Origin of the sequence: Mammaliicoccus sp. D-M19 (assembly GCF_022386695.1) — a bacterium.
Taxonomy (GTDB): Bacteria; Bacillota; Bacilli; order Staphylococcales; family Staphylococcaceae; genus Mammaliicoccus; species Mammaliicoccus sciuri.
In genome coordinates this window covers 582,550-605,089 of sequence record NZ_JAJNHW010000001.1, presented here as the reverse complement: position 1 = coordinate 605,089, position 22,540 = coordinate 582,550, and the positions used below count along the sequence as shown (strand labels likewise).

Genomic DNA, 22,540 nt, shown 5'->3' with positions numbered 1-22,540 from the left:
ATACTCTTTAAACATGAAAAGGAGCTGTATACGTTTGAAGTTTAATAAAAAGAAAATCAACGTCGTAGATATCGGTATGGCAAAGAAAAGTGTGTTTGCTACTGGTATTGGTAATGCAATGGAATGGTTTGACTTTGCTCTATATTCTTACCTTGCAGTTATCATTAGTAAGAATTTCTTCAGTCCAGTTCAAAATGATGAATTAAAATTAATTTTCACTTTTGCAACATTTGCGATAGCATTCTTACTTAGACCAGTGGGCGGCATTGTCTTTGGTAAAATAGGTGACAAGCTAGGTAGAAAAGTTGTCTTAACATTTACAATTATTATGATGGCAATTTCTACTTTGATTATTGGACTATTACCTACATATGATCAAATCGGAATTTGGGCACCAATTTTATTATTGCTAGCTCGTATTTTACAAGGTTTCTCAGTAGGTGGGGAATATGCTGGTGCGATGGTTTATATCGCAGAGTCTTCACCGGATAATAAAAGAATTAGATTAGGTAGTGGTTTAGAAATCGGTACTTTATCTGGTTATATTGTGGCATCTATCCTTGTTACAGTATTATTCTGGACACTATCGGACGCTCAAATGAATTCTTGGGGTTGGAGAATTCCATTCTTCTTAAGTGCACCAATTGGATTGATTGGTCTTTACTTGAGAACACATTTAGAAGAAACACCAATTTTTGAAAATGATATCGCTGATCAAAAAGATCAACTAAGCGTTATTGAAATTATAAAACAATATAAAAAAGATATCTTATTATGTATTGTGTTTGTAGCCTTCTTCAACATTACAAACTATGTATTATTAGGTTACATGCCTTCATACCTAGATGAAACGGTTGGTATTAGTGATCGTATTAGTACGCCGATAACAGCGGTTGTATTACTGATTATGGTACCATTCGCGCTTACATTTGGTAGACTTGGTGATAAAATAGGTAATAAGAAAGTGATATCTTTCGGTTTAATCTTAGGTATATTAGTATCTGTCGTTTCATTCCAATTCTTAAATATTGGTGGACTTGGTTTCTTATTCCTTGGATTACTATTGTTAGGTATCGTATTGTCAGTCTACGAAGGTACAATGCCAGGTTCATTACCAACATTGTTCCATACAGATATTCGTTATAGAACATTATCATGGACATTTAATATTTCAGTTTCGTTATTTGGTGGTACAACACCATTAGTAGCTTCATGGTTAGTACACGTGACAGGTAATAATTTAGCACCTGCATTCTACTTACTAGGTGTGAGTGTCATTGGCCTTATCGTTGTCTTAACATTATTTGAAGATACTTCTAAAAAATCATTAAAAGGATCTTATCCAACTGTAGCATCGAAAAAAGAATTTGTTCATGCTGTAGAAAATCCGAAAGATTCATTATGGTGGCATAACGAAAGTACAAAATCATAATTTATATTAAAGAGTCTGGGACAGAAATGTTCTAGACTCTTTTTCATATTTTAGAAATAAGGGCTAAATATTGCAAGTGAAGGGTGACAAGCAATGTTGGAGGTCTGAATATTGCAAGTGAGGTGTGACAAGCAATGTTGAGGACCCTGTATTTATCAAGACATGCGAAACAAGATAAATAGGCGCTTCGTATTTATCAAGACATGCGAAACAAGATAAATAAACGCTTCGTATTTATCAAGACATGTGAAACAAGATAAATAGGCGCCTCTGTATGTTGCAAGACACATCAAACAAGCAACATAGAACCTCACGTTTATATTGATTTTTCCATATAAAAAAGACTGGGACATAATGTAATGTCTCAGTCTCTTGTAGTATCTTATCAGTAGATGACTGAATTGAAATACGCTTGTACCAAGCTTTTTTAACTCTAGTCATCCTTGCCGGGGCGGGACTACGAAATCTTTTTATTATATGTGTAATGAAAGACTTAATTGGGTAAAGTAGTGAAGAAGTAATAGTAAATGATATAGAGTAAGAGGAGCTGATAAGGATGGGAAACGTAGTAAAACGTATTTTAAGATATGTTGGTACAGTTCTAATCATGAGACTTATAAGAAATCTTTTTAGTAAAGGTTCTAATAAACGTTAAAAATTCATGAATTTCTTTAGATTATTATTAAAATAATGTTTAGAGTTTATATACATCGGGTATTTTATTATTACAAAGCTATTTACCTAGAGTGGTTTTGAAAATATTTATTCGTATATGACATAAGCACCGCACAAATTTGTGTGGTGCTTCTATTTGTTAGATATATATGTATTAAAAAAAGAAGTATATCACGAAATCAATTAAGTGATATACTTCTTTATATTTATTGTACTTTCTATTTTTTAATTGCTTTTAAAATGAATGAAAGTATCAAGATTAAGATGATTGAACCGATTAATGCTGGAATAATTGCAATTCCACCTATTACTGGTCCCATATCTCCTAATAATTTACCACCAATTGCTGAACCGATAATACCTGCGATAATGTTACCAATAATACCGCCTGGAATATCTTTACCTAAAATAACTCCTGCTAGCCAGCCGATTAAACCGCCGACGATTAACATTAATATAAAGCCCATATATTATTACCTCCTATTTTTACACTTCTTTATATATATCCAAAGTGAAGATACGTTAAACACTTATAAAGAAAATATTTGGTAAAATTAAACAATAATTGTAGTAAATAGTTGTTTTTTTAAAATATTGGTATTATTTTATGAGCTTGGAGGATATCTTTAGTCCAAAAATATTGTTTGCCTTGTCCTGTATATGCTGGTACTAATACATCATTTCTAATACAAGCATAGAACCATTCTGGATGGACTCCACTATATAATAAAGTTTGGTATTCAATAAAATCTGCTTCCCAGTTTATATTAAGTTCTTTCATTACAATACACTCCATAAATATTAAGCTTTATGACCTGCAATTAAACCTTTTCTTTCTAATAATGTTCCACTATTTAATAGGCTTGAACCGCGCATAACAACATCCTTACCATATTTCATACGTATAAAATCTAAATGATTTTCGAGAGTCTCTGTCTTAATTTGATACGGATCATCGAATAAAGATAATTGCTTAATTTGGTTCGGAATAAATTTACCAAATGATATAGCCATTGTTCTATAAAGTCTGTCCGGTTCTAACCATTGAGATAAATAATCCCATAATAATTGTGTGATAACATAAGTATTCATAAATCCCGTTTTGTTTGTAAATTGTTTCCGCACACCTCCAACGTCTGCATAACCGACACTCACGCTAATACGTGTAGGGTATAAATTGAGTTTTCTAGAACGAAAGTAAACTTCATCTACTTGTTCATTTAATACGGTCTTAAGTTCATTCACACTGTAATCACGCATAAGTATTTGGGACTTACCTAAAGATTTATCATATATACGATGAGGATTTCTAATGACACTTTCATCAATACCATTAGCATGCAAATGAAGGTCAACGCCAATAACGCCAAAGTCCCGCTTCAAATATTCCACAGGATAGTTAGCTAAGTGTCCAATCGTAAATATACCTTTCTTATTAAGCTTAGCTTCTGTACGTCGATTGATTCCCCACATGTCTCGTAAAGGTTGAATGGCCCAAACTTTAGACGGCACATCTTCATAGCGCCATTCTGATATCCCAAGACTTGTATGCTTAGCATCAATATCCATTGAAAGCTTAGCAAGTAATAAATTAGAGCCAATACCAATCGTGCTACGAATTTGAGTATAATTAAATATACGCTCTTGAAGTTGCATCGCTAATGAAAAGGGAGAATGTGCAAATAAATGATAAGACTCTGATACATCCATAAAGAATTCATCAATACTATATTGATGAAAATCTTCAGGTGCAACATAATCCAAAGCAATTTTGCTAATTTGTGTTGATAATTGTATATAGTTCTTCATAGATGGATTAATAACATAGATATCTTTACGTTGAGGTATTTCAAATAAACGAGAACCTGTTTTAATGCCAATTGCTTTTAAAGGTGGTGTAGCTGCCAGGACAACAGAACCTTTACGCTTCGTATCAGCCACAACAGCAAGCTTAGTCGTTAACGGGTTCAAACCTTTCTCAATACATGAGACAGACGCAAAGAAACTCTTTAAATCCACACATAAAATATCCCGATTTAGACAATAACTGTAGTCATACATAAAAATCACCCTAGTCATATTGTACTTTCATTATACGAACATATGTTCTGTTTTGTAAAGTATAAACTTGTATAAAAGCACAATATGTTATCATTTTATGATTGTTATGTACTAGATTAAGACTTTAAATCTTGCCATTCTTCACGTAAAAGACCCATTCTAATAGAGTCGTAATAAGTCCCGTTATAATATCTTACTTTTCTAATTCTAGCTTCCATAGTCATACCAAGACGTTCTCCAATTTTAATCATGCCTTTGTTCCCTGACCAAGTCGTATAACCGACGCGAACAATATCTAAAGTATTGAATAAATGATCAATCCACATACGCATGACATTTGTGCCAATGCCTTTACCCCAATTACCAGATTGATAGATTGAAATACCCATCTCTAGCCACTTAGAAGGTTCATGTTCCCAATAATATGAGACTGTACCAATAATTTTGTCGTTGTAAATTACAGCCCATCTATTCGGAACATTGATCCAATCATCCTTTTGGAGCAAAAAATCATCATACGACATAGCATGATGAGGAAAATAAGGCGCATCCCATAACTTCCATTCAGGATTTGAGTACTTAAAAGCCATCTGCCATATACTCTTTAAATCTTCTAATTTAATAGGTCTAATATATAATTTACGATTCTCATCCATGTTATCCCTCTGTTCTGTATAAAATAATTAAAATAATTTTATCATGCAAATTGGAAAAAATATATTTCTTTGAAGTTTATGTTTTGAAAATAAGCTATATGAATTATTAAGAATATGTAGCCAAGCAATATAATCTAATAAAAAATGGTTACTTTCCATCGCATAATTTTAAAATACAGTTTTTGACAATTATATTTATAAATTATAAAATATAAAAAGAGAGGTGATCATTATGTCAGAATATATTACGAGAAATGAATTTGAACAATATGAAAAGCGTGTTGATGAACGCTTCGATACTTTGAACAATAAGATTGATCATTTGCCAAATATCATTCAAGACAAAATAACAATTTCAATGAACAACCTTGAAAGAAGTATTAATGAAACCAATAAGAAAAATAGAAAAGCGGTTATTACATCTGTTCTATCGGGTGTAGGTGTATTAATAACACTAGCAGGGTTAATTGGAAATATATTAGGTGTGTTTTAATAAGAGAGACTTAATCTTACAAAATTGTAAGCTTAGAAACCTGTTGTGACAACAATGTTAGGACTATTTCAAGTGATATGATGCTATCATTTTACTTGAAAGGAGAGATAACATTGAAAGGTTTATTAAAAGGTATTGTTTTTCTAGTTATATTTGTTATTTTATGTTGTTGTTTATTAATCGTTATATTTAGTACATCTGGCTCAAGTGAAATTAAAGGTGTATCAGATCAATTAAATCCATTTATGAAAGAGAAATACGCTTATGTAAAGACAAAGCTACCTGATGCTGTTGAAGAACATAATATTAGAAGATATAAGCAAGATATTGTAGATAAAGATGGCAAACGTACAAAAGTGGAATTTATATCATCAGATGAACTTAAAACAAATCACTATTTAAAAATTAAGCATAAAGGGACACATGTGGAATCATTTGAAGAAGTTGATAAAAGTGAAATACCAAAGAAAGCTCTAAACGCTATAGAATAAATGAGAACGAGATAATCAATTTATCTCGTTCTTTTTTAATTTGTAATAAATATTTAATATAACGAAATATTCTTCAGGTATATTAATTAATTATAGTTTGTAATACAATATAAAAATAAAATATAAGGGGGATTATAATGAATTACAAGTTTGGAACAGCAATAATTTTGACGACAAGTGTATTATTTTCTCAATCTGTTGGATATGTAAATGCAGAAGAACATCAAAGTGAACAAACAGAGAACACAAGCAAATCGATTAGTTTTGAACAAGCACAAAAGATGAACCCTAAAGAATTAACAGGCTTGCTGACGGATGAAGATCTCAAATTACATAATAAAGATGCAGAAGAAAATTCTACAGAAATAGAATCAAATCAACATATAAATGAAGCTTATCAAAATGTTAATAATTATATTGCTAAAAATAATATTAAGCCGTCTACAATCACACAAGATTCTAGAATGGATAGCTTGCCGAAGTATGATTATAAATCAGATAAGTTTATCGGTGTGATTATACATGAAACAGCTAATCCTGATAGCACAATAGATGAAGAAATCAATTACATGTATAACAATTATGAAAGCGCGTTTGTTCATGCTTATGCAAGTAGTAGTAAAATTGTTCAAACAGCATCTAGTGATTATTTAGCTTGGGGTGCAGGCGCAAAAGCCAATCCATATTTCTATCAAATAGAATTGGCTCAATCAAGTACATTTGACCAGTTTGCGAAATCGGTCAATAATCAAGCATATTTAACTGCGAAAATGTTACACCAAAATGGACTGAAACCATCATTAGCCGATAATAATGAGGGAACAGGTACAGTTATTAGTCACAATGCCATTAGTCAATATTATGGCGGAACAGATCATACAGATCCAATCAATTACTTTAGTCAGTGGGGCTACGATATGAATCAATTTTATAGTCTCGTTCAAAAACATTATAATGATTTAAATGAAACAAGTGATACTATTACAGGCGATACACATACTGTTGTTTCTGGAGATACGTTGTATAATATATCTCAAAGAAGCGGCGTAAGTGTAGCTAAACTTAAATCATTAAATAATTTAAGTTCAAATGATATAAGTGTAGGACAAGTATTGAAACTGAAATAATTAAAAACACCTCTAAAGTGCAAGCGTTACTGTAACTTTAGAGGTGTTTTTCTATTTAAATTTAGGTATCAATTTAATATAGAATAGTTCGCCAATAAGCTCGACAAGTGTTTGTGTGATGATAACAGTTGTTACAATTGTTGACCATTTGTCTGGTAGAGATAAAGCTAATGGCAAGACAACTAATGCGTTTCTTGTGCTAGAACTAAAAGCAATCGTGCGTTTTAAGTCTGAAGGTAAAGCAAAGATTTTACCAGAAAGATAACCAATAAAAGGCGCAATAATCATAAAACAAATGTAAACAGGAACAACTATCCATACGACGTGTAAATCATTAAAGATTTTTGAAATTTGAGAGCCTATAACCGTCATTAATACGAGTCCCATAAAAGGAACAGGCAACCATTCTGATAAAGATAAAATGTTCGACATAGTAGCGGACTTTTTACTTAAAACTTGCATAAAAATAGCTATGATTAAAGGTACCAGAATAAGATATACAAAAGTCTTTATAAAAGGTATAAAGTCAATGTATTCCGAGAAATCTTGGTTTAAAAATATTACAAAATATATCGGTAATAAGATGATTTGTAAAATAAATAAAATAGGTGTAGCAATCAACATAAAGCTTTCATTTCCATGACCTAACTTCGTAAAAACAATCACATAATCAATACAAGGTGTCAGTAATACTAAGTAAATTCCGATTAGAAGCGGTGTAGATGTAATATGAAAGGCTGTGACAATTAGAAAAACAAGAATAGGAATAAAAATAAAATTAGAAATAATAAGTGCCACAAGAAATTTAAAATTTAATGCCTTTTGACGTAAAGATAAAAAAGGAATTTGAGCAAACATACTAAACAATAGAATTGCAATTAAAATAGAAATAAAAGGTTCAAAAATAAGGCTAGCACGGTCAAACAATAGACCGAAACTCACGCCCATCATAATAAATAAAAGATATATATAAATTTGTTTATCCTCTAAAAAAGATTTCAAGTAAGACATCATAACCTCCTGTAAACCACTTAATATAAATCATAGTATGAAGTAGAAATTAATTCAATTGAATAAAAAGATGATGAATATTGTTATAATATGAATACTAATACTATATTTATTGATATTTGTAAGGGGATAAACACATGAAATCTATTTTTATGATGGATGAACTAAATGATATTGAAGAAACTCAAAAAACAGCAAAATATTTTATAGATAAAATTGAAAATTATATTGATATTCTGAAAAAAAATTACGAATTAAATGACATGCCAGAACACGTCATATGGACAAGTGATTATGTAATGACGCATGTATTTAAGAAGAATGTACCAGCGTTTACAAATGAAAAAGGTATATTTATGAATATTGAAAAAGAAAGCTGGAAGACCTTTTTAAATGGTCAAATCAAAAGTGACATGTCTGAAAAGACTCAAAAAATATTAAATAACTATTTAGAAAAAGAAATATTGTGCATATTAGGTCATGAAATTACGCACCATTGTGACTTCTTTTTAACAGAATTTGATGATCTTGATATATCATCAGATGACTTATGGTTTGAAGAAGGATTGGTTACTTTCTTACCAAGGTATTATTTATATAATGACAAAGAATTTAAAGAAATTATACAGTATGAAACAGAATTATTTAATTACTACAAATCAAAATATGATGAAAATAATTTAGAATCATTCACAAATGAAATTTATAAAAGTAATGATAATGCATATGTCATGTTTCATTACTGGAAAAGCTTTTTAGCAATAGTTGATTTAGTTGAAAACTACTATGAAGGCAACATTCATAAGATGATCAAACAATATCAACAATGGAATAAAGAAGGAAAAAAACAAAAATTAAGTGAATACCTATTTAGGAAATAAGGGAGTATTATATGGATAAAATATATATAAATCAAGATGTAATATTAAGAAATGCAGAAACAAAAGATATAGATGATTATCTTTCAGTTCCTTTTAATAAAGAACTATTAATGATGTATGGATTAACAATGGATTATAGAACTTCAAAATCAAAGGAAAAAGCAGCTTTATTAATTAAAGAAATTCAGAGTGAACCCTACGAATGGGCAATTGTATGCCAAGATAAATTTATAGGGCAAGTTAGATTAGTTATTGATGATATTAATAACAAAGCAAAATTTGCAATAGGGATATTTAATCCAGAATATTGGTCTATGGGAATTGGAACTAAAGTTTCAGCAGCTGTAGTAAATTATGGGTTTGAATATTTGAAATTACATAAAATTTACTTAAGAGTATTGAAATATAATGCTCGTGCAATTAAGGCATATGAAAAAGTAGGATTTATAATTGAGGGAGAAGAACGTGATAGTGCATTTATAAAAGGTGAATACTATAACGATATTCATATGGGTATTCTAAAATCTGAATTTAATATCAATCAATTGTAGCAAGAGACCAATCATACTAATAAATTACAAGAAGAAGCGATGGAAAATGACAAAAGTTATTATAATTAGAGGGAATTCAGGAAGTGGGAAGTCATCTTTAGCAAAAGAATTACAAAACAGAATAGGATTTCAAACTTTGTTAATTTCTCAAGATACGATTAGAAGAGAAATGTTATATGATAAACCTGATAATAAGACAGTGGAACTTATCGATTATTTAATCAGATATGGATTGGAAAATTGTGATTATATGATTATTGAGGGCATCCTTAAAGAGCATAGGTATGGAGATATGCTGAGAAAACATTTTGCAGGCAAGAAAAATGTGTTTACGTATTACTATGATATCTCTTTTGAAGAAACGTTAAGAAGACATAAGAATAAGAAAAATGCTGAATTTGGTAAGGAAGAAATGAGTAACTGGTTTGTTGCTCATGATTACTTAGGTTTAGAAAATGAAAAAATAATAAAAGAACATATAAGTTTAAACGATATGGTGGAAAAAGTGTTGGAAGATATTAATTTTAAAGAATAACAGCAACTTTTCAATAAAAAAATTTAATATTTGCCTATCTTTTATATAGCAACTGGCTTAACGCTTTCATACTTTAGCATAATATTGATTTATTTCGAAAACTGAAACAAAATAGATGAAATATTAGCTGAGATGTTCTAATATGTACAAATATGATAGTGAATAAATCAAGGGAGTAATGAAAATGGAAAGTTTTATATTTAGCGTTATTGGAGTTGTAGTATTAATAGCTTTTATTGTGATGTTAGGCACGACGGTTGTTAAAGCGATTAGAGATACTAGGTTCAGGATTCCGTTGCTAAGTACCATTATATTATTCTTTTTAACTTTAGGTTGTGCTGTTGGAATTGTTTCAACTGAACCTGTCCAAGATAATCATTCAAAAATTAAGTTCGATGACCACGTAGCAGAAGCACAAGCGAATGAATATGTTCAGAAAAAAATGAACCATTCTAAAGAGATTAATTATGACAAGTATAATAATGAAACATACAGCCATAACGAATTGTTAAAAATCACAAATGCTAAGGTTGATAAAATTAGCCATAGTGAAGCAGGTGATAAAATCGTCGAAGTTACAAAAGGTAGTGGGGACGATAAAGTGTCATATTATATTATAGATTATGATCATAAAAAACTTGAAGAAGGCAAAAGCTATACTTTTTATGGTAAAGAAGATTTGAAATATGATGCAAACAGCCAATTACATGGATTTAATGTATGGAAAGTTGAATAGAGATAAGCAGAGTCTAGGACATATTACGTTGTCTTAGACTCTGTTTTTTAAATTCTAATTATCAATTCTAAATGAAAAATAAAAATTTGCTCTTGCCAAATAAAAAATCATGTATTATAGTTAAAGCGTAGTCATTACGATTTACCTCCGGAAATGAGATGGCTACTTTACTTACTTAATATACGATTTCGAAAGAGTGAGACATCATTTACCGTCTCACTCTTTATATCTAATGATTTATTTCAAAAATTTTAATAGTAAAAGGAGTATATAAAATGGCGAAGAAGTCAAAAATTGCAAAAGAGCAAAAAAGAATTCAAATGGTTGAAAAATACCGTGAAAAACGTGAAGAATTAAAGGCTAATAAAGATTATGAAGGTTTGAAAAAACTACCTAGAGACGCTTCTCCTACACGTATTACACGTAGATGCCAAGTGACTGGCAGACCAAGAGGTGTATATAGAAAATTTGGTATGTCTAGAATCGCTTTAAGAGAATACGCACATAAAGGTCAAATACCTGGATTGAAAAAATCGAGTTGGTAAGATTTTATGCTTATATGGGATAAATAGATAGAAGGTAGGGGAAATGTGTTGAATAAAATACCAGTTACAGTATTGAGTGGTTATTTAGGAGCTGGAAAGACAACGCTGCTCAATAATATTTTGAAAAATAGAGAAGGATTAAAAATTGCAGTCATTGTAAATGATATGAGTGAAATTAATATAGATAAAGATTTAGTCATTCAAGGCGGAGGTATTTCACGAACTGACGAAAAATTAGTAGAGTTATCGAATGGCTGTATTTGCTGTACTTTAAGAGAAGACTTATTAATAGAAGTCGAAAAGATAGCTAAACGAGGAGATGTCGATCAAATCGTAATAGAATCAACTGGTATTTCAGAGCCGGTACCTGTTGCCCAAACTTTCTCATATATAGATGATGAATTAGGTATTGATTTAACAAGTATATGTCGTTTAGATACAATGGTTACAGTTGTAGATGCACATAGATTTGTTCATGATATGTATTCTGAAGATTTATTGAAAGATAGAGATCAAGGTATAAGTGAAGAAGATGAACGTTCTATTTCAGACTTGTTGATTGACCAAATTGAATTTTGTGATGTACTTATCTTAAATAAAGCTGATTTAGTAGAAGAAAAGGATTTAAAGCAATTGGAAATCGTTTTGAAAAAGTTACAGCCTAAAGCGAAATTTATCAGAACAAGTTTTGCAGATGTACCGCTTCAAGAAGTGCTCAATACAGGTTTATTTAATTTTGAAGATGCAAGTCAATCAGCTGGATGGATTAAAGAATTAACAGAAGGTGGCCATACTAATCATACACCAGAAACTGAAGAATATGGTATATCATCATTTGTCTACAAGAGAAGACTGCCATTTCATGCAGAAAGATTTAATCAATGGATGGAAAATATGCCAACAAATATTATAAGAGCTAAAGGTATCGTTTGGTTAGCTCAATATAATCACGTAGCATGTCTATTTTCTCAGGCAGGATCTTTTGTAAATATTCACCCAATTACATTTTGGGTTGATGCGATGAAAGAAGAAGAGAAACAAGAAATACTCAGATCTAGACCAGAAGTTAAAGAAAATTGGGATCCAGAATATGGTGACAGAGAAACACAATTTGTGATTATCGGAAGTGACTTAAATAAAGAAGAAATTACAAAAGCATTAGATCAATGCTTATTGAATTCAGAAGAAATCGACACAGATTGGACAAAGCTAAACGAAACTTATCAATGGCAACTAGCAAAAGTATAAGTTAAAAGCATGAGCATAAGTAACTGCTCATGCTTTTTTGTATGCATAAAAATTTCTATGACCTCCCAATATGAGATGCTTAATGTTATGATATTAAATAACTAAATTGTAACTAAAAAGGAGTCATTACAATGATATTAGAAACGGAACGAATCAAGCTCGTACCCCCAGCATATACATATCTTGAAAAATTATTTGAAGTCCATCATGATCCAGCAAATCAAAAATACAACCCAGCAGGTCCAGCAACAACAATACAAGCATTTAGAGAAACATTAGATCAATGGATTAAGCATTATGAAGACCATGGATTTGGATATTACGTCTTGATTAAGAAAGACCACTATCTCCCATTTGGTGTATGTGGGTTGCAGTATAAAGAAATATTAGGACAAACATATTTGAATATTTACTATCGAATAGAAGCTGCAGAAACACAACAAGGACTCGTATCAGAAGCAAGTAGAAAAATAATCGAGTACGTCAAAGAACTAACAAATAACCAATATAAAATTGTAGCATTAACTAAAAAAGAAAATATACCTTCAATAAAAACAGCAGAAAAACTAGGATTCAAACATAATCCAGAACTAGATAATTACGACGGAGAAGGCAACGTGTATTACTTTAGTGAATAAGGAGTGGTGGGATGGAAGTAAGGTTACTAAATAAAAATGATGTAAATGCATTTAGAAGTCTTAGATTACTAAGTTTGCAGACAGATCCATCTGCGTTTGCGTCTTTATATGATATAGAAATAAATTATCCGGTTAGTAAATTTGAACAGCGATTAGAATGTAGTGATACAAAATTTACTATGGGTGGTTTTGAAGATGAAAACTTGGTTTGTGTAGCTACTTTTTATAGAGAAGCGGTTAAGAAGATGCATCATAAAGGAAATTTAGTGGCAATGTATTGTCATCCTGATTATCGAGGTACAGGTATTGCTGAAAAAGTAGTCGATAAATTGATTATTGAAGCATCCAAGTTAACAGGTTTAAAGTATATTGATTTAAGTGTCCTTTCTAATAATCAACGCGCAGTAGAATTTTATAATAAAGTCGGCTTTGACAAATATGCTACTGAACCAAATGCAATATTTGATGGAAAAGATTATTATGATGAAGACATGATGAGATATGAAATAGAGTGAAGAGAATGGATCGAGAAATATGGACCGATAAAATAAATTAAAGGTCCAGAAATGAGAAATATGGACCGATAAAAATAAATAGCGACCCGAAAATGAGATTTGCAGGCCGATAAAAACAAATATCGACCCGAAAACGGAATTTGCAGGCCGATAAAAATAAATATCGACCCGAAAAATGTAATAAGCTGAATTGTCTATAAGACGATTCAGCTTATTTTCATCTTATCCGCTTCTACAAACTACATAACAGTTCGTTATTGTTGCTATATTAAATTAATCGAACATAATCAATTGAATATTCAAAATATTATGTTAAAATAAACACAATTAAACATTATCAAACAAACAAAGGGGATTGATTTGATGAAAAATATTTACAAAGTGGGGATTTATGTATTAGTGTTAGCGTTATTTTTAGCTGGTTGTAGTAGTGGCGGGGATAGTGATGGTGCAAGTGGTGATTCAAAGGATACGCTACGTTTAATTGCACCATCTGATTTAACGACATTAGATTCTAGTTTGGCTGTTGAAGCTGGTGCTTTTGAAGTGATGAATGCGACACAAGAGGGATTATATCGTTTAGACAAAGATGATAAAGCAGAACCAGCGATTGCAACTGGTGATCCTAAAAAATCAAATGATGGGAAGACTTGGACATTTAAATTACGAGAAGATGCGAAATGGTCTAATGGAGATCCTATTACTGCACATGATTTTGTTTATTCATGGAGAAGAGTTGTAGATCCAAAGACTGCATCAGAATATGCATACATTATGTATGATATTAAAAATGCTGAAGCGATTAACAAAAGTGAGAAAAAACCTGAAGAATTGGGTGTAAAAGCAATTGATGATCATACTTTACAGTTAACGCTCAATCAAGAGTTACCTTATTATAAAGAACTGTTAACGTTTGGAACATTCATGCCGTTGAATGAGAAGTTTGTTAAAAAGCAAGGCAGTAAGTATGGGACGACTGTTGATAAGACTTTATATAGTGGACCATTTGTAATGAAGAGTTGGAAAGTTGAAGATAATTACTCGCTTAAGAAAAACAAACATTATTGGGATAAAGATCATGTATTGCTTAAAGGTATTAATTATAGAGTCATTAAAGACGAACAAACGGCACTCAATTTATATAATAATGATAAAGTGGATACAACAGAATTGAGTTCGCAAAATGTCGAATCTAACAAAGATAAAGAAGGTTTCAATACGAATTTAGAATCTGCTACTTATTATATTCAAATTAATACGCAAACGAATAAAGACTTACAAAATAAAGATTTACGAGCTGCACTTGCTCAAGCAATCGATAAAAAATCTTACGTAGAACATAATTTAAATGATGGTTCTAAACCGATAGATACATTTACGCCTGAAAAAGTGTTTACTAATGAGAAAAAAGAAGATTATAACAAGTTAGTAAATGCACCTTATACGTATGATGTTAAAAAGGCACAAGCTTCATTGAAAAAAGCTAAAAAAGCATTAGGCAAAGATAAAATTGATATAGAATTTTTAACATTTGATCAAGATAATGCTAAGAAAGATGCAGAGTATTTTAAAGAACAAGTTGAAAAACATTTACCTGGTGTAACAATGTCGATTAAACAACAACCGAACAAACAGAAAATAGCACTGACTAAAAAGGGTGATTATGATGTAGCAATTACTGGTTGGGGACCAGATTATCCAGATCCAATGACATTTTTAGATTTATTCCATAGTGAAACGACTAAAGGTGAAACGGGATATGATAATCCTGAATACGACAAAATTATCAACGAAGGTAAATCTTCGTTACTTCAAGACCCAGACAAGAGATGGCAAGAACTCGCAAGAGGTGAAGAAATGTTATTGAATGATGGTATGGTTATCCCACTTTATCAAAAAGGTAAAGCGCGATTAACGAAAAAAGAAGTTCACGGACGTATCATTCATTACGTAGGTACGAAAGAGTACAAACATGTAAAATTAGATAGATAATTTATTTATTGCTAGGGCATGATTTAATGTCCTAGCACTTTATTTTTCATAAAGTTGAGTAATATTATAAGAATAGTTTTGTATGGATTGGAAATTATGATAAGATATTCCCAATCATTAAATTACATATCATCATTGGAGGATTTTAAATGGATTACTATACTAGAGATTTGAAACAATCAGATATAGAAGATATTCATGCATATAATGCTTTACCTGAAGTGAGTAAGTATCAAGCATGGGATCCACAAACATATGAAGAAACAGAAGCATTTGTTGAGATGTTATTAAATCGAGATGAAAATTGGATGTACAATGTCATAGTAGATGCAGACTATGATAAAGTCATTGGCGCAGTGCAATTAGTATGTGATACGAAAAATAATAGTGGAGAACTTGGCTATATCATACATCCTGATTATTGGGGTAACGGTATTGCAACTGATATTGGTAGAACGATTATTAAGTATGGTTTTAAAGTATTGAAACTTAATAGAATTTGGGCATCAACAGATATTCGTAATACAGCATCTGAAATTGTTCTACAAAAGTTAGGTATGAAACATGAAGCCATCTTAAGACAAGATACAAAGCTTAAAGATGGCTACAGAGATTCATTGATTTATAGCATTTTAAAAGAAGAATATTAAAATGAAACAACAAAAGGTTCAGTACGATTTAAACAGTACTCGAACCTTTCTTTAAAGTTTTTCCAAGTAACCATATTCATAACCTCATCATAAGTAAAAAAGCCTACCTCTAAACTTTCATCACTTGTTTGAAGTGTGCCACCTGTATAACGCGCTAAAAATAAAGTATTGAAGATAGAACTTTTCGTATTTTGAAAGATACCACAAAATCTTGTAATTTCGATATCAGCACCAGATTCTTCTTTAACTTCGCGAATTGCAGCATCATATAAAGGCTCGTCCAATTCAACTTGACCACCAGGCATTTCCCAGCCACGTTTAGGACCTTTAATGAGCAATATTTTATCTTCGTCATTTAATACAATACAAGCTGCAGAAACAATATGTTTTGGAACCATAAGTATCCTCCTATAAAAATTAGATTCTATATAATCAAAAGTTATACAAATATTATTTTATGATTAAATGACTAAAATGTCATATAATTACTTTAAATGTATATAAATATACGTCATTTTATAAAGGAGAGATTTTTATGACTATTAAAGTAGAACAGCTAAATATAAATTTTGATTATGAAGGAGAAAACTATGAAATACATCCTACACTTATCATCCAGGACGAAGAATTGATACTTGTTGATACGGGTTATCCAGGTTTCATGGAAAAGATTGAACTAGAAATTAAACGATTAAATTACAATATAGAAAATTTAAAAAATATTATTATCACACATTATGATGATGACCACATTGGTGCGTTAAAAGCTTTTAAAGATAAATATCCTAATACACAAATTATAAGTAGCTTTGTAGAAGGTAAATATATAGGTGGTCATTCTAAATCAGAAAGGTTGATTCAAGCTGAAGATTTATTAAATAAAATGTCAGATGATGAAAAACCATATGGCGAAGAATTTGTTAATATGCTACAAGAATTAGAACATGTCGATGTTGATGTAGAAGTCACAAATGGGGCACTAATATTAAATAATGAAGTGGAAGTTATTGCGACACCAGGACATACGTCAGGGCATATTTCATTATACATACAATCAGTCAATAGCGTTATTACAGGAGATGCTGCTGTGAAAGAAGGCGAAAGCTTAAACGTTGCAAATCCTGAATATAGTATGAGTATTGAAGACGCGAAAAACTCTCTAAAGAAAATTAAAGATTTAAATGCTGATAAATATTATTGTTTCCACGGAGGATTGTTAGAGAAATCTTGAAGATAATAAATCTATGATTTACACCTATACAAATGGGTATAATTTAGGACAAGGTTATATTGTGAGGTGAGCGTATGATTAATATTATTCAAGCGATTGGTTCTATAGGTACATTTATTATGGCGATTCTATATTTTATATCCGTCATGATTCAAATTCGCCAAATTAAAATATCATTTATTCCTTATTTATCTTTTGATCAGATTATCCTGGAGAAGAAACAAAGTGGTATTAAAGTGATGAATTTAACTTCATCTGATCATGAATATTTAAATACGGCTTTTAAGCTGTTAAATTTAGGCGGGGGTTCTGCTAAAAATATTGAGGTCGTGTTAAAGTTAAATGGAGACGAAGTATTGCAACGTAAACGTATAAATATTTTACCTAATAATCAATTTTATTTAATTCCAATTAACCAAAAAGTCTTTAATGAATTTAAAAATACAATAGAAAATCGTTATTTTGAAACGAATATGACGATTGAGTTAAAGTATGATGGTCAGGTTTCTAAAAAGCGATCTTCTAATGAGTATAGAATTTCGATTGATGATTTTGTAAATATGGATGAAAAAGACTTATATGAAATAACATTTGAAAAATTAGAAGAATAAAGGTATGACATAAACAGGTTTTAAAATTATTTTTTAACCTGTATTTTTTAAGTGAAATCATATTTAGATAGGTCAGTTATAGTTAATAATTATTTGATTTTGTACTATTATTTTGATTAATTCATGCTATGATGAAATTATTAATCATTTGTAGAGGAGAGAAAAAATGAGTAGTCTACTTTTCGCGTTATTATGGGTTGTTATTTCGATTGCCTTTATAACGACTTTGATTATTACAGTCGTTAAATATGCTAAAGAAAAGCAGTATAGTAGCTATTTAGTGAGCACAATTTTACTATTTGTAATAGGTGTGATTAGTTTTGTATGTATATTTGTAAGTCTTTCATTTGATAAAGAATATTCATATCAACAATTATTTAAAGAGGATAAGCCTAAAGCAGTTAAACATTTTTCAGATACACCTAAGAAAGATTTGAAAAATATTAAACTCGGTGAGAAAATTATAGTTGATGGTTTAGAAGTGACTGTTACGAAAGCTGAAGTTGTTCAACCAGATGACGGTTATTCTTATTCGCAAAATGGCAAAATTCTTAAAATCAATTATAAGTTCAAAAATTTAGAAAAAGGTAAAAAATTAATCGATAATTCTAATTTTCAACTTACGATTGATGATGAGGTACAACCTCAATTTAATGGTATGAAAGACAATAAAGGTGGATTTCAACATCAACTTGATAAAGGTGAAAGTAAAACAAGTTATTTATACTATGATGTAGCGGAATCTGATAAATATGAAGTCAAAATGAATTATGAAACTTCTAAGAAAACGTATAATGCTAATTGGCGCATTAATGATAAAGACATTAAAGATAATACACCTGAAGAAAATCCAACTGAAGAAATCAATTCGACACAAGAAGCGCCAACTTATGAACAAAGAACAATTCAACAACCAAATAATAACGCTGATGAAGAGAAGAAAGCTACAGAAGATGAGAAAAAACGTAAACAAGAAGAAGCGGATAAAGCTGCAAAAGAAAAAGCAGATAAAGAAGCAGCAGATAAGAAAGCGGAAGAAGAAAAGGCAGCTAAAGAGGAAGAAGAAAAACGTCAAGAAGAAGCGAATAAAAAAGCCGAAGAAGCTGAACAGAAACAACAAGAAGCTGAAAAAGAAAAAGCTCAACAAGCAGCTGAACAGAAAAAACGTGATGAACAAGCAGCAGCTGAACGTGAAAAACAACAACAGCAACAACAAAGAGATCAAGAGGCCCAAAGAGAGAAAGATCGTGCAGCTCAAGATGCAGCACAAAAAGCAAAAGAAAGATCAACAGAGCAAAGACAATCTCAAAATAATTCAAATGAACAAAAAGAACGCTAGTTAAATAAATGAACAATTTATGCGTAACATAAGAAAGAGGTAACTAAATGACGACAGTATATTTCAACCATGATGGTGGCGTAGATGATTTAATTTCATTATTTTTATTATTACAGATGGAAGACGTTAATTTAATTGGTGTAAGTGCAATTGGCGCAGATAGCTATGTAGAACCTGCAACAAATGCTTCTTGTAAGATTATCAACCGATTTTCATCACAAAAACTAAATATTGCAGCTTCGAAAGAAAGAGGGAAAAATCCATTTCCTAAAGATTGGAGAATGCATGCATTCTTTGTAGATGCGATGCCAATATTAAATGAAGATGTTGAAGTAAATTCTACAATTTCTGAAAAAGAAGCATATGAAGATATCATTGAAAAAGTAACGAATAGTTCTGAAAAGGTAACGATGCTGTTTACGGGACCGTTAACAGATTTAGCAAAAAGTTTGAAAGTTGAACCAAGAATTGAAAGTCGTATTGAAAGAGTTGTATGGATGGGTGGCACATTGCTGAATAAAGGTAATGTTGAAGAACCTGAACATGATGGTACAGCTGAATGGAATGCTTTTTGGGATCCAGAAGCAGTGAAGACTGTTTTTGATACGTCATTACCGATTGATATTGTAGCATTAGAAAGTACGAATAAAGTACCTTTAACACCAGATGTACGTAAACGATGGGCGAATGAAAGACAATATGAAGGTGTTGATTTCTTAGGTATATGTTATGCGCTTGTGCCACCATTAACGCATTTTGTAACAAATTCAACTTATTTCTTATGGGATGTATTAACAACGGCTTATGTAGGGAAACCTGAACTCGTTAAAAAAGATTCGCAAAAAGTATCCGTCATTACAGATGGCCCTAGTCAAGGTAGAACATTCAAAAGTGATGAAGGTAGAATGATTAATATCATTAATGATGTTGATAGAGATGGATTCTTTGATTACATGACAGAATTAGCTAAAAAAATATAACACAATAAGCACTTCATTCGGTGTCGTTATGTTTAAATAACGAGCTGAATGAAGTTTTTTTATGAAAAATTAAAATTTTAAATTGCATAATGATAGGACTCAACACTGTTCAACTAATAAAATATTGAATTTTCTGATTAAAACCATTTTATTAGGTTATATGATTATATAGACAAAATGGGGAGTGTTTATAATTATGAAGTTTAAAAGAAAGAACGTTAATGTTGTCGACGCCAGTAAAACGAAAAAAACGGTCGTTGCAACAGGTATTGGTAATGCGATAGAGTGGTTTGACTTCGGTCTATACGCTCAGCTAGCCGTCATTATCAGTATGAATTTCTTTGGTAATATGCCGAAAGAAATTCAACTTGCATCAACATTTGCGGTATTTGCTTTTGCATTTATAGTAAGACCGATTGGTGGTATATTCTTTAGTCATTTAGGAGATAAACATGGTCGTAAAGTCGTCCTTTCAACTACAATAATTATGATGGCTTTATCTACACTTGCTCTAGGATTATTACCGACACAACACCAAATTGGTATTTGGGCACCAATTTTATTATTAATTATTAGAATGATTCAATCGTTCTCTACTGGTGGTGAGTATGCCGGTGCGATGACATATATTGCAGAAATATCACCTGATAAGACGAGAGGTAGACTCGGTAGTGGACTTGAAATTGGTACTTTATCCGGTAGTATTTTAGCCGCTGCTTTAGTAGGGATTATGTATGCACTATTAAGTGATGATCAAATGGCAGCTTGGGGTTGGAGAATCCCATTCATTATAGCTGCACCACTTGGTATTATAGGTGTGTATTTAAGAAATAATTTAGATGAAAGTCCAGCTTATGAAACAACACTTGAAGAACAAGAAGAGCTTGAATACTCTTATAAAGATATCTTCAGAAAATATTGGAGAGATATCATAGTATGTTTCGCTGGTGTAGCTTTTTTAAACGTTGCTAATTACATGGTATTATCATATATGCCGTCATTCTTAAATGGCACTTTAGATTTAGGTGGTACGATGAGTAGTTTATTAAGTACGTTAACGATGGCAGCAATGATCCCAGCAGTATTCTTCTTTGGTTGGTACAGTGATAAAGTTGGGAATAAAAACACCATTTTATTTGGATTAATAGGATTTAGTTTATTCTCAGTACTAGCCTTCTGGTTAATGAGTATTCCTTCAATACCAGTTGTTATTTTAGGACTATTTATCATTGCACTGTTTATGTCTACATTTGAAGGTGTTATGCCATCTGTATTACCAAGTATTTTCTATACAAAAGTGAGACTAAGAACATTATCACTTGTTTACAATATTGGTGCAGCGATATTTGGTGGTTTAACACCATTTATTTTAACAACATTAGTCGAAACAACTGGTCAAAAAATTGCACCATCTTATTATTTAACATTGATTAATGTCGTTGGACTTGTCATCTTCTTATTTATGTTTAAGACAACGTCTAATAAGTCATTAAGAGGATCTTATCCAAATGTTGATAATAAAGAAGACTTACAAGAAGTATATGAAAATCCGAAAGATGCACTTTGGTGGAATCACGAAGAAACAAATAAATCATAAAAAAATAAAGGCTGAGACAAAATTTGTCTCAGTCTTTATTTATGTGACTTATATTCAATTAAACAGCTTCTACTTCTAAATTCACGTCAATATTTCCACGTGTTGCTTTAGAGTATGGGCAGAAATCGTGCGCTGCTTTTAAATATTTTTCTGCGTCTTCTTGAGATACGTTTTTTACTTTTGCGGCAATATCTACTTCTAATTTAGGACTTTCAGCATTTTCGTCATCTACTAAACGAACTGTTAACGTAACTTCTGGTTCAGCATCACGAACTTTGTTTTGTTTTAAAATTAAATCAAAAGCACCGTTGAAGCATGAAGCGTAGCCTGCTGCGAAAAGTTGTTCTGGATTAGTGGCATTACCATCTGCTTGTTGTGGTGGTAGTACATCTACATCGATTGCTTTATCGTCAGTGTAAACATGACCTTTACGTCCACCTGTGTTTGTAGCTTTTGTTTCATAATGAGTTGCCATAAAAAAATACCTCCTTTAAAGTATATTATCTATTTACCCGTATATTATTTTTTAAATCATCTATAAATTA

General features: G+C 31.1%; 26 protein-coding genes. 19 read left to right on the top strand and 7 right to left on the bottom strand.

What is annotated here, in order from left to right:
* Nucleotides 1-34 precede the first annotated feature (34 nt).
* The gene (locus LQ675_RS03110) at nucleotides 35-1,432 is read left to right on the top strand and encodes an MFS transporter (protein ID WP_058591585.1); all 1,398 of its coding nucleotides are present in this window, start codon (nucleotides 35-37) and stop codon (nucleotides 1,430-1,432) included.
* Between the two features lie 893 nt (nucleotides 1,433-2,325).
* Here the strand turns inward: LQ675_RS03110 and LQ675_RS03105 are convergent.
* The 4 genes from LQ675_RS03105 to LQ675_RS03090 all read right to left on the bottom strand — a co-directional run bounded on the left by LQ675_RS03105 (nucleotide 2,326) and on the right by LQ675_RS03090 (nucleotide 4,824).
* The gene (locus tag LQ675_RS03105; protein ID WP_048539880.1) at nucleotides 2,326-2,574 is read right to left on the bottom strand and encodes a GlsB/YeaQ/YmgE family stress response membrane protein; all 249 of its coding nucleotides are present in this window, start codon (nucleotides 2,572-2,574) and stop codon (nucleotides 2,326-2,328) included.
* A gap of 119 nt (nucleotides 2,575-2,693) precedes the next feature.
* Entirely contained in the window at nucleotides 2,694-2,888 is a 195-nt protein-coding gene (locus LQ675_RS03100) for a hypothetical protein (protein ID WP_048539879.1), read from the bottom strand.
* 20 nt (nucleotides 2,889-2,908) lie between these two features.
* Complete coding sequence (locus tag LQ675_RS03095; protein ID WP_075577756.1) at nucleotides 2,909-4,168, bottom strand: Y-family DNA polymerase; 1,260 nt, start codon at nucleotides 4,166-4,168, stop codon at nucleotides 2,909-2,911.
* A gap of 116 nt (nucleotides 4,169-4,284) precedes the next feature.
* Nucleotides 4,285-4,824, bottom strand: coding sequence for a GNAT family N-acetyltransferase (locus LQ675_RS03090; protein WP_107602410.1), 540 nt, complete (start codon nucleotides 4,822-4,824; stop codon nucleotides 4,285-4,287).
* 232 nt (nucleotides 4,825-5,056) lie between these two features.
* Here LQ675_RS03090 and LQ675_RS03085 point away from each other — a divergent pair, with 232 nt between their 5' ends.
* From LQ675_RS03085 to LQ675_RS03075, 3 genes are all read left to right on the top strand, one after another.
* Nucleotides 5,057-5,317 carry a hypothetical protein gene (locus tag LQ675_RS03085; RefSeq protein WP_048539876.1) on the top strand — a complete coding sequence of 87 codons (261 nt, stop codon included), beginning with the start codon at nucleotides 5,057-5,059 and terminating at the stop codon, nucleotides 5,315-5,317.
* 113 nt (nucleotides 5,318-5,430) lie between these two features.
* On the top strand, nucleotides 5,431-5,808 hold the full coding sequence (locus LQ675_RS03080) for a YxeA family protein (protein WP_158258866.1): 378 nt from the start codon (nucleotides 5,431-5,433) through the stop codon (nucleotides 5,806-5,808).
* Nucleotides 5,809-5,945: 137 nt separating this feature from the next.
* Nucleotides 5,946-6,935, top strand: coding sequence for a LysM peptidoglycan-binding domain-containing protein (locus tag LQ675_RS03075; RefSeq protein ID WP_107602412.1), 990 nt, complete (start codon nucleotides 5,946-5,948; stop codon nucleotides 6,933-6,935).
* Between the two features lie 51 nt (nucleotides 6,936-6,986).
* Here LQ675_RS03075 and LQ675_RS03070 read toward each other — a convergent pair whose 3' ends face one another.
* The gene (locus LQ675_RS03070) at nucleotides 6,987-7,946 is read right to left on the bottom strand and encodes an arsenic resistance protein (RefSeq protein ID WP_107610391.1); all 960 of its coding nucleotides are present in this window, start codon (nucleotides 7,944-7,946) and stop codon (nucleotides 6,987-6,989) included.
* A 137-nt stretch (nucleotides 7,947-8,083) separates the two neighbouring features.
* On the opposite strand from LQ675_RS03070, the gene LQ675_RS03065 reads away from it, so the two are divergent.
* From LQ675_RS03065 to LQ675_RS03020, 10 genes are all read left to right on the top strand, one after another.
* Nucleotides 8,084-8,827 carry a hypothetical protein gene (locus LQ675_RS03065; protein ID WP_107602434.1) on the top strand — a complete coding sequence of 248 codons (744 nt, stop codon included), beginning with the start codon at nucleotides 8,084-8,086 and terminating at the stop codon, nucleotides 8,825-8,827.
* Nucleotides 8,828-8,838: 11 nt separating this feature from the next.
* Nucleotides 8,839-9,378 (top strand): GNAT family N-acetyltransferase, encoded by a 540-nt coding sequence (locus LQ675_RS03060; RefSeq protein ID WP_107602435.1) that lies wholly within the window; start codon nucleotides 8,839-8,841, stop codon nucleotides 9,376-9,378.
* Nucleotides 9,379-9,424: 46 nt separating this feature from the next.
* On the top strand, nucleotides 9,425-9,913 hold the full coding sequence (locus tag LQ675_RS03055; protein WP_070373002.1) for an AAA family ATPase: 489 nt from the start codon (nucleotides 9,425-9,427) through the stop codon (nucleotides 9,911-9,913).
* Nucleotides 9,914-10,097: 184 nt separating this feature from the next.
* Nucleotides 10,098-10,649, top strand: a complete 552-nt coding sequence (locus tag LQ675_RS03050; RefSeq protein ID WP_048539870.1) for a hypothetical protein — start codon at nucleotides 10,098-10,100, stop codon at nucleotides 10,647-10,649.
* Nucleotides 10,650-10,924: 275 nt separating this feature from the next.
* A complete protein-coding gene (gene rpsN / locus LQ675_RS03045) occupies nucleotides 10,925-11,194 on the top strand; it encodes a 30S ribosomal protein S14 (RefSeq protein ID WP_025904347.1) in 270 nt (89 codons plus the stop codon).
* Nucleotides 11,195-11,242: 48 nt separating this feature from the next.
* Nucleotides 11,243-12,442, top strand: coding sequence for a GTP-binding protein (locus tag LQ675_RS03040; RefSeq protein WP_239726619.1), 1,200 nt, complete (start codon nucleotides 11,243-11,245; stop codon nucleotides 12,440-12,442).
* Between the two features lie 131 nt (nucleotides 12,443-12,573).
* Nucleotides 12,574-13,080 (top strand): GNAT family N-acetyltransferase, encoded by a 507-nt coding sequence (locus LQ675_RS03035; RefSeq protein ID WP_048539868.1) that lies wholly within the window; start codon nucleotides 12,574-12,576, stop codon nucleotides 13,078-13,080.
* Between the two features lie 11 nt (nucleotides 13,081-13,091).
* Complete coding sequence (locus LQ675_RS03030; protein WP_107602436.1) at nucleotides 13,092-13,595, top strand: GNAT family N-acetyltransferase; 504 nt, start codon at nucleotides 13,092-13,094, stop codon at nucleotides 13,593-13,595.
* 363 nt (nucleotides 13,596-13,958) lie between these two features.
* Nucleotides 13,959-15,587 carry a peptide ABC transporter substrate-binding protein gene (locus tag LQ675_RS03025; protein ID WP_239726620.1) on the top strand — a complete coding sequence of 543 codons (1,629 nt, stop codon included), beginning with the start codon at nucleotides 13,959-13,961 and terminating at the stop codon, nucleotides 15,585-15,587.
* Nucleotides 15,588-15,736: 149 nt separating this feature from the next.
* Entirely contained in the window at nucleotides 15,737-16,237 is a 501-nt protein-coding gene (locus LQ675_RS03020) for a GNAT family N-acetyltransferase (RefSeq protein ID WP_058591571.1), read from the top strand.
* Here the strand turns inward: LQ675_RS03020 and LQ675_RS03015 are convergent.
* Nucleotides 16,234-16,635, bottom strand: coding sequence for an NUDIX hydrolase (locus tag LQ675_RS03015; protein WP_078355564.1), 402 nt, complete (start codon nucleotides 16,633-16,635; stop codon nucleotides 16,234-16,236). The genes LQ675_RS03020 and LQ675_RS03015 overlap by 4 nt on opposite strands.
* A gap of 143 nt (nucleotides 16,636-16,778) precedes the next feature.
* On the opposite strand from LQ675_RS03015, the gene LQ675_RS03010 reads away from it, so the two are divergent.
* From LQ675_RS03010 to LQ675_RS02990, 5 genes are all read left to right on the top strand, one after another.
* Nucleotides 16,779-17,468 (top strand): MBL fold metallo-hydrolase, encoded by a 690-nt coding sequence (locus LQ675_RS03010; protein ID WP_058591763.1) that lies wholly within the window; start codon nucleotides 16,779-16,781, stop codon nucleotides 17,466-17,468.
* A 74-nt stretch (nucleotides 17,469-17,542) separates the two neighbouring features.
* Nucleotides 17,543-18,079: a hypothetical protein gene (locus LQ675_RS03005; RefSeq protein WP_048539861.1), complete on the top strand. Its 537-nt coding sequence runs from the start codon at nucleotides 17,543-17,545 to the stop codon at nucleotides 18,077-18,079.
* A gap of 166 nt (nucleotides 18,080-18,245) precedes the next feature.
* Nucleotides 18,246-19,418, top strand: coding sequence for a hypothetical protein (locus LQ675_RS03000; protein ID WP_119469587.1), 1,173 nt, complete (start codon nucleotides 18,246-18,248; stop codon nucleotides 19,416-19,418).
* Between the two features lie 47 nt (nucleotides 19,419-19,465).
* Complete coding sequence (locus LQ675_RS02995; RefSeq protein ID WP_084755072.1) at nucleotides 19,466-20,398, top strand: nucleoside hydrolase; 933 nt, start codon at nucleotides 19,466-19,468, stop codon at nucleotides 20,396-20,398.
* Nucleotides 20,399-20,594: 196 nt separating this feature from the next.
* The gene (locus LQ675_RS02990) at nucleotides 20,595-21,995 is read left to right on the top strand and encodes an MFS transporter (RefSeq protein WP_058591567.1); all 1,401 of its coding nucleotides are present in this window, start codon (nucleotides 20,595-20,597) and stop codon (nucleotides 21,993-21,995) included.
* Nucleotides 21,996-22,053: 58 nt separating this feature from the next.
* Here the strand turns inward: LQ675_RS02990 and LQ675_RS02985 are convergent, their stop codons facing one another.
* Nucleotides 22,054-22,470: an organic hydroperoxide resistance protein gene (locus tag LQ675_RS02985; protein ID WP_025904358.1), complete on the bottom strand. Its 417-nt coding sequence runs from the start codon at nucleotides 22,468-22,470 to the stop codon at nucleotides 22,054-22,056.
* Nucleotides 22,471-22,540 lie beyond the last annotated feature (70 nt).

Coding starts and splice junctions, on each gene's coding strand:
- LQ675_RS03105 (WP_048539880.1), bottom strand. CDS start 2,574: ATGGGCTTTATATTAATGTTAATCGTCGGCGGTTTAATCGGCTGGCTA.
- LQ675_RS03100 (WP_048539879.1), bottom strand. CDS start 2,888: ATGAAAGAACTTAATATAAACTGGGAAGCAGATTTTATTGAATACCAA.
- LQ675_RS03095 (WP_075577756.1), bottom strand. CDS start 4,168: ATGTATGACTACAGTTATTGTCTAAATCGGGATATTTTATGTGTGGAT.
- LQ675_RS03090 (WP_107602410.1), bottom strand. CDS start 4,824: ATGGATGAGAATCGTAAATTATATATTAGACCTATTAAATTAGAAGAT.
- LQ675_RS03085 (WP_048539876.1), top strand. CDS start 5,057: ATGTCAGAATATATTACGAGAAATGAATTTGAACAATATGAAAAGCGT.
- LQ675_RS03075 (WP_107602412.1), top strand. CDS start 5,946: ATGAATTACAAGTTTGGAACAGCAATAATTTTGACGACAAGTGTATTA.
- LQ675_RS03070 (WP_107610391.1), bottom strand. CDS start 7,946: ATGTCTTACTTGAAATCTTTTTTAGAGGATAAACAAATTTATATATAT.
- LQ675_RS03065 (WP_107602434.1), top strand. CDS start 8,084: ATGAAATCTATTTTTATGATGGATGAACTAAATGATATTGAAGAAACT.
- LQ675_RS03060 (WP_107602435.1), top strand. CDS start 8,839: ATGGATAAAATATATATAAATCAAGATGTAATATTAAGAAATGCAGAA.
- LQ675_RS03055 (WP_070373002.1), top strand. CDS start 9,425: ATGACAAAAGTTATTATAATTAGAGGGAATTCAGGAAGTGGGAAGTCA.
- LQ675_RS03050 (WP_048539870.1), top strand. CDS start 10,098: ATGGAAAGTTTTATATTTAGCGTTATTGGAGTTGTAGTATTAATAGCT.
- rpsN (WP_025904347.1), top strand. CDS start 10,925: ATGGCGAAGAAGTCAAAAATTGCAAAAGAGCAAAAAAGAATTCAAATG.
- LQ675_RS03035 (WP_048539868.1), top strand. CDS start 12,574: ATGATATTAGAAACGGAACGAATCAAGCTCGTACCCCCAGCATATACA.
- LQ675_RS03030 (WP_107602436.1), top strand. CDS start 13,092: ATGGAAGTAAGGTTACTAAATAAAAATGATGTAAATGCATTTAGAAGT.
- LQ675_RS03025 (WP_239726620.1), top strand. CDS start 13,959: ATGAAAAATATTTACAAAGTGGGGATTTATGTATTAGTGTTAGCGTTA.
- LQ675_RS03020 (WP_058591571.1), top strand. CDS start 15,737: ATGGATTACTATACTAGAGATTTGAAACAATCAGATATAGAAGATATT.
- LQ675_RS03015 (WP_078355564.1), bottom strand. CDS start 16,635: ATGGTTCCAAAACATATTGTTTCTGCAGCTTGTATTGTATTAAATGAC.
- LQ675_RS03005 (WP_048539861.1), top strand. CDS start 17,543: ATGATTAATATTATTCAAGCGATTGGTTCTATAGGTACATTTATTATG.
- LQ675_RS03000 (WP_119469587.1), top strand. CDS start 18,246: ATGAGTAGTCTACTTTTCGCGTTATTATGGGTTGTTATTTCGATTGCC.
- LQ675_RS02995 (WP_084755072.1), top strand. CDS start 19,466: ATGACGACAGTATATTTCAACCATGATGGTGGCGTAGATGATTTAATT.
- LQ675_RS02990 (WP_058591567.1), top strand. CDS start 20,595: ATGAAGTTTAAAAGAAAGAACGTTAATGTTGTCGACGCCAGTAAAACG.
- LQ675_RS02985 (WP_025904358.1), bottom strand. CDS start 22,470: ATGGCAACTCATTATGAAACAAAAGCTACAAACACAGGTGGACGTAAA.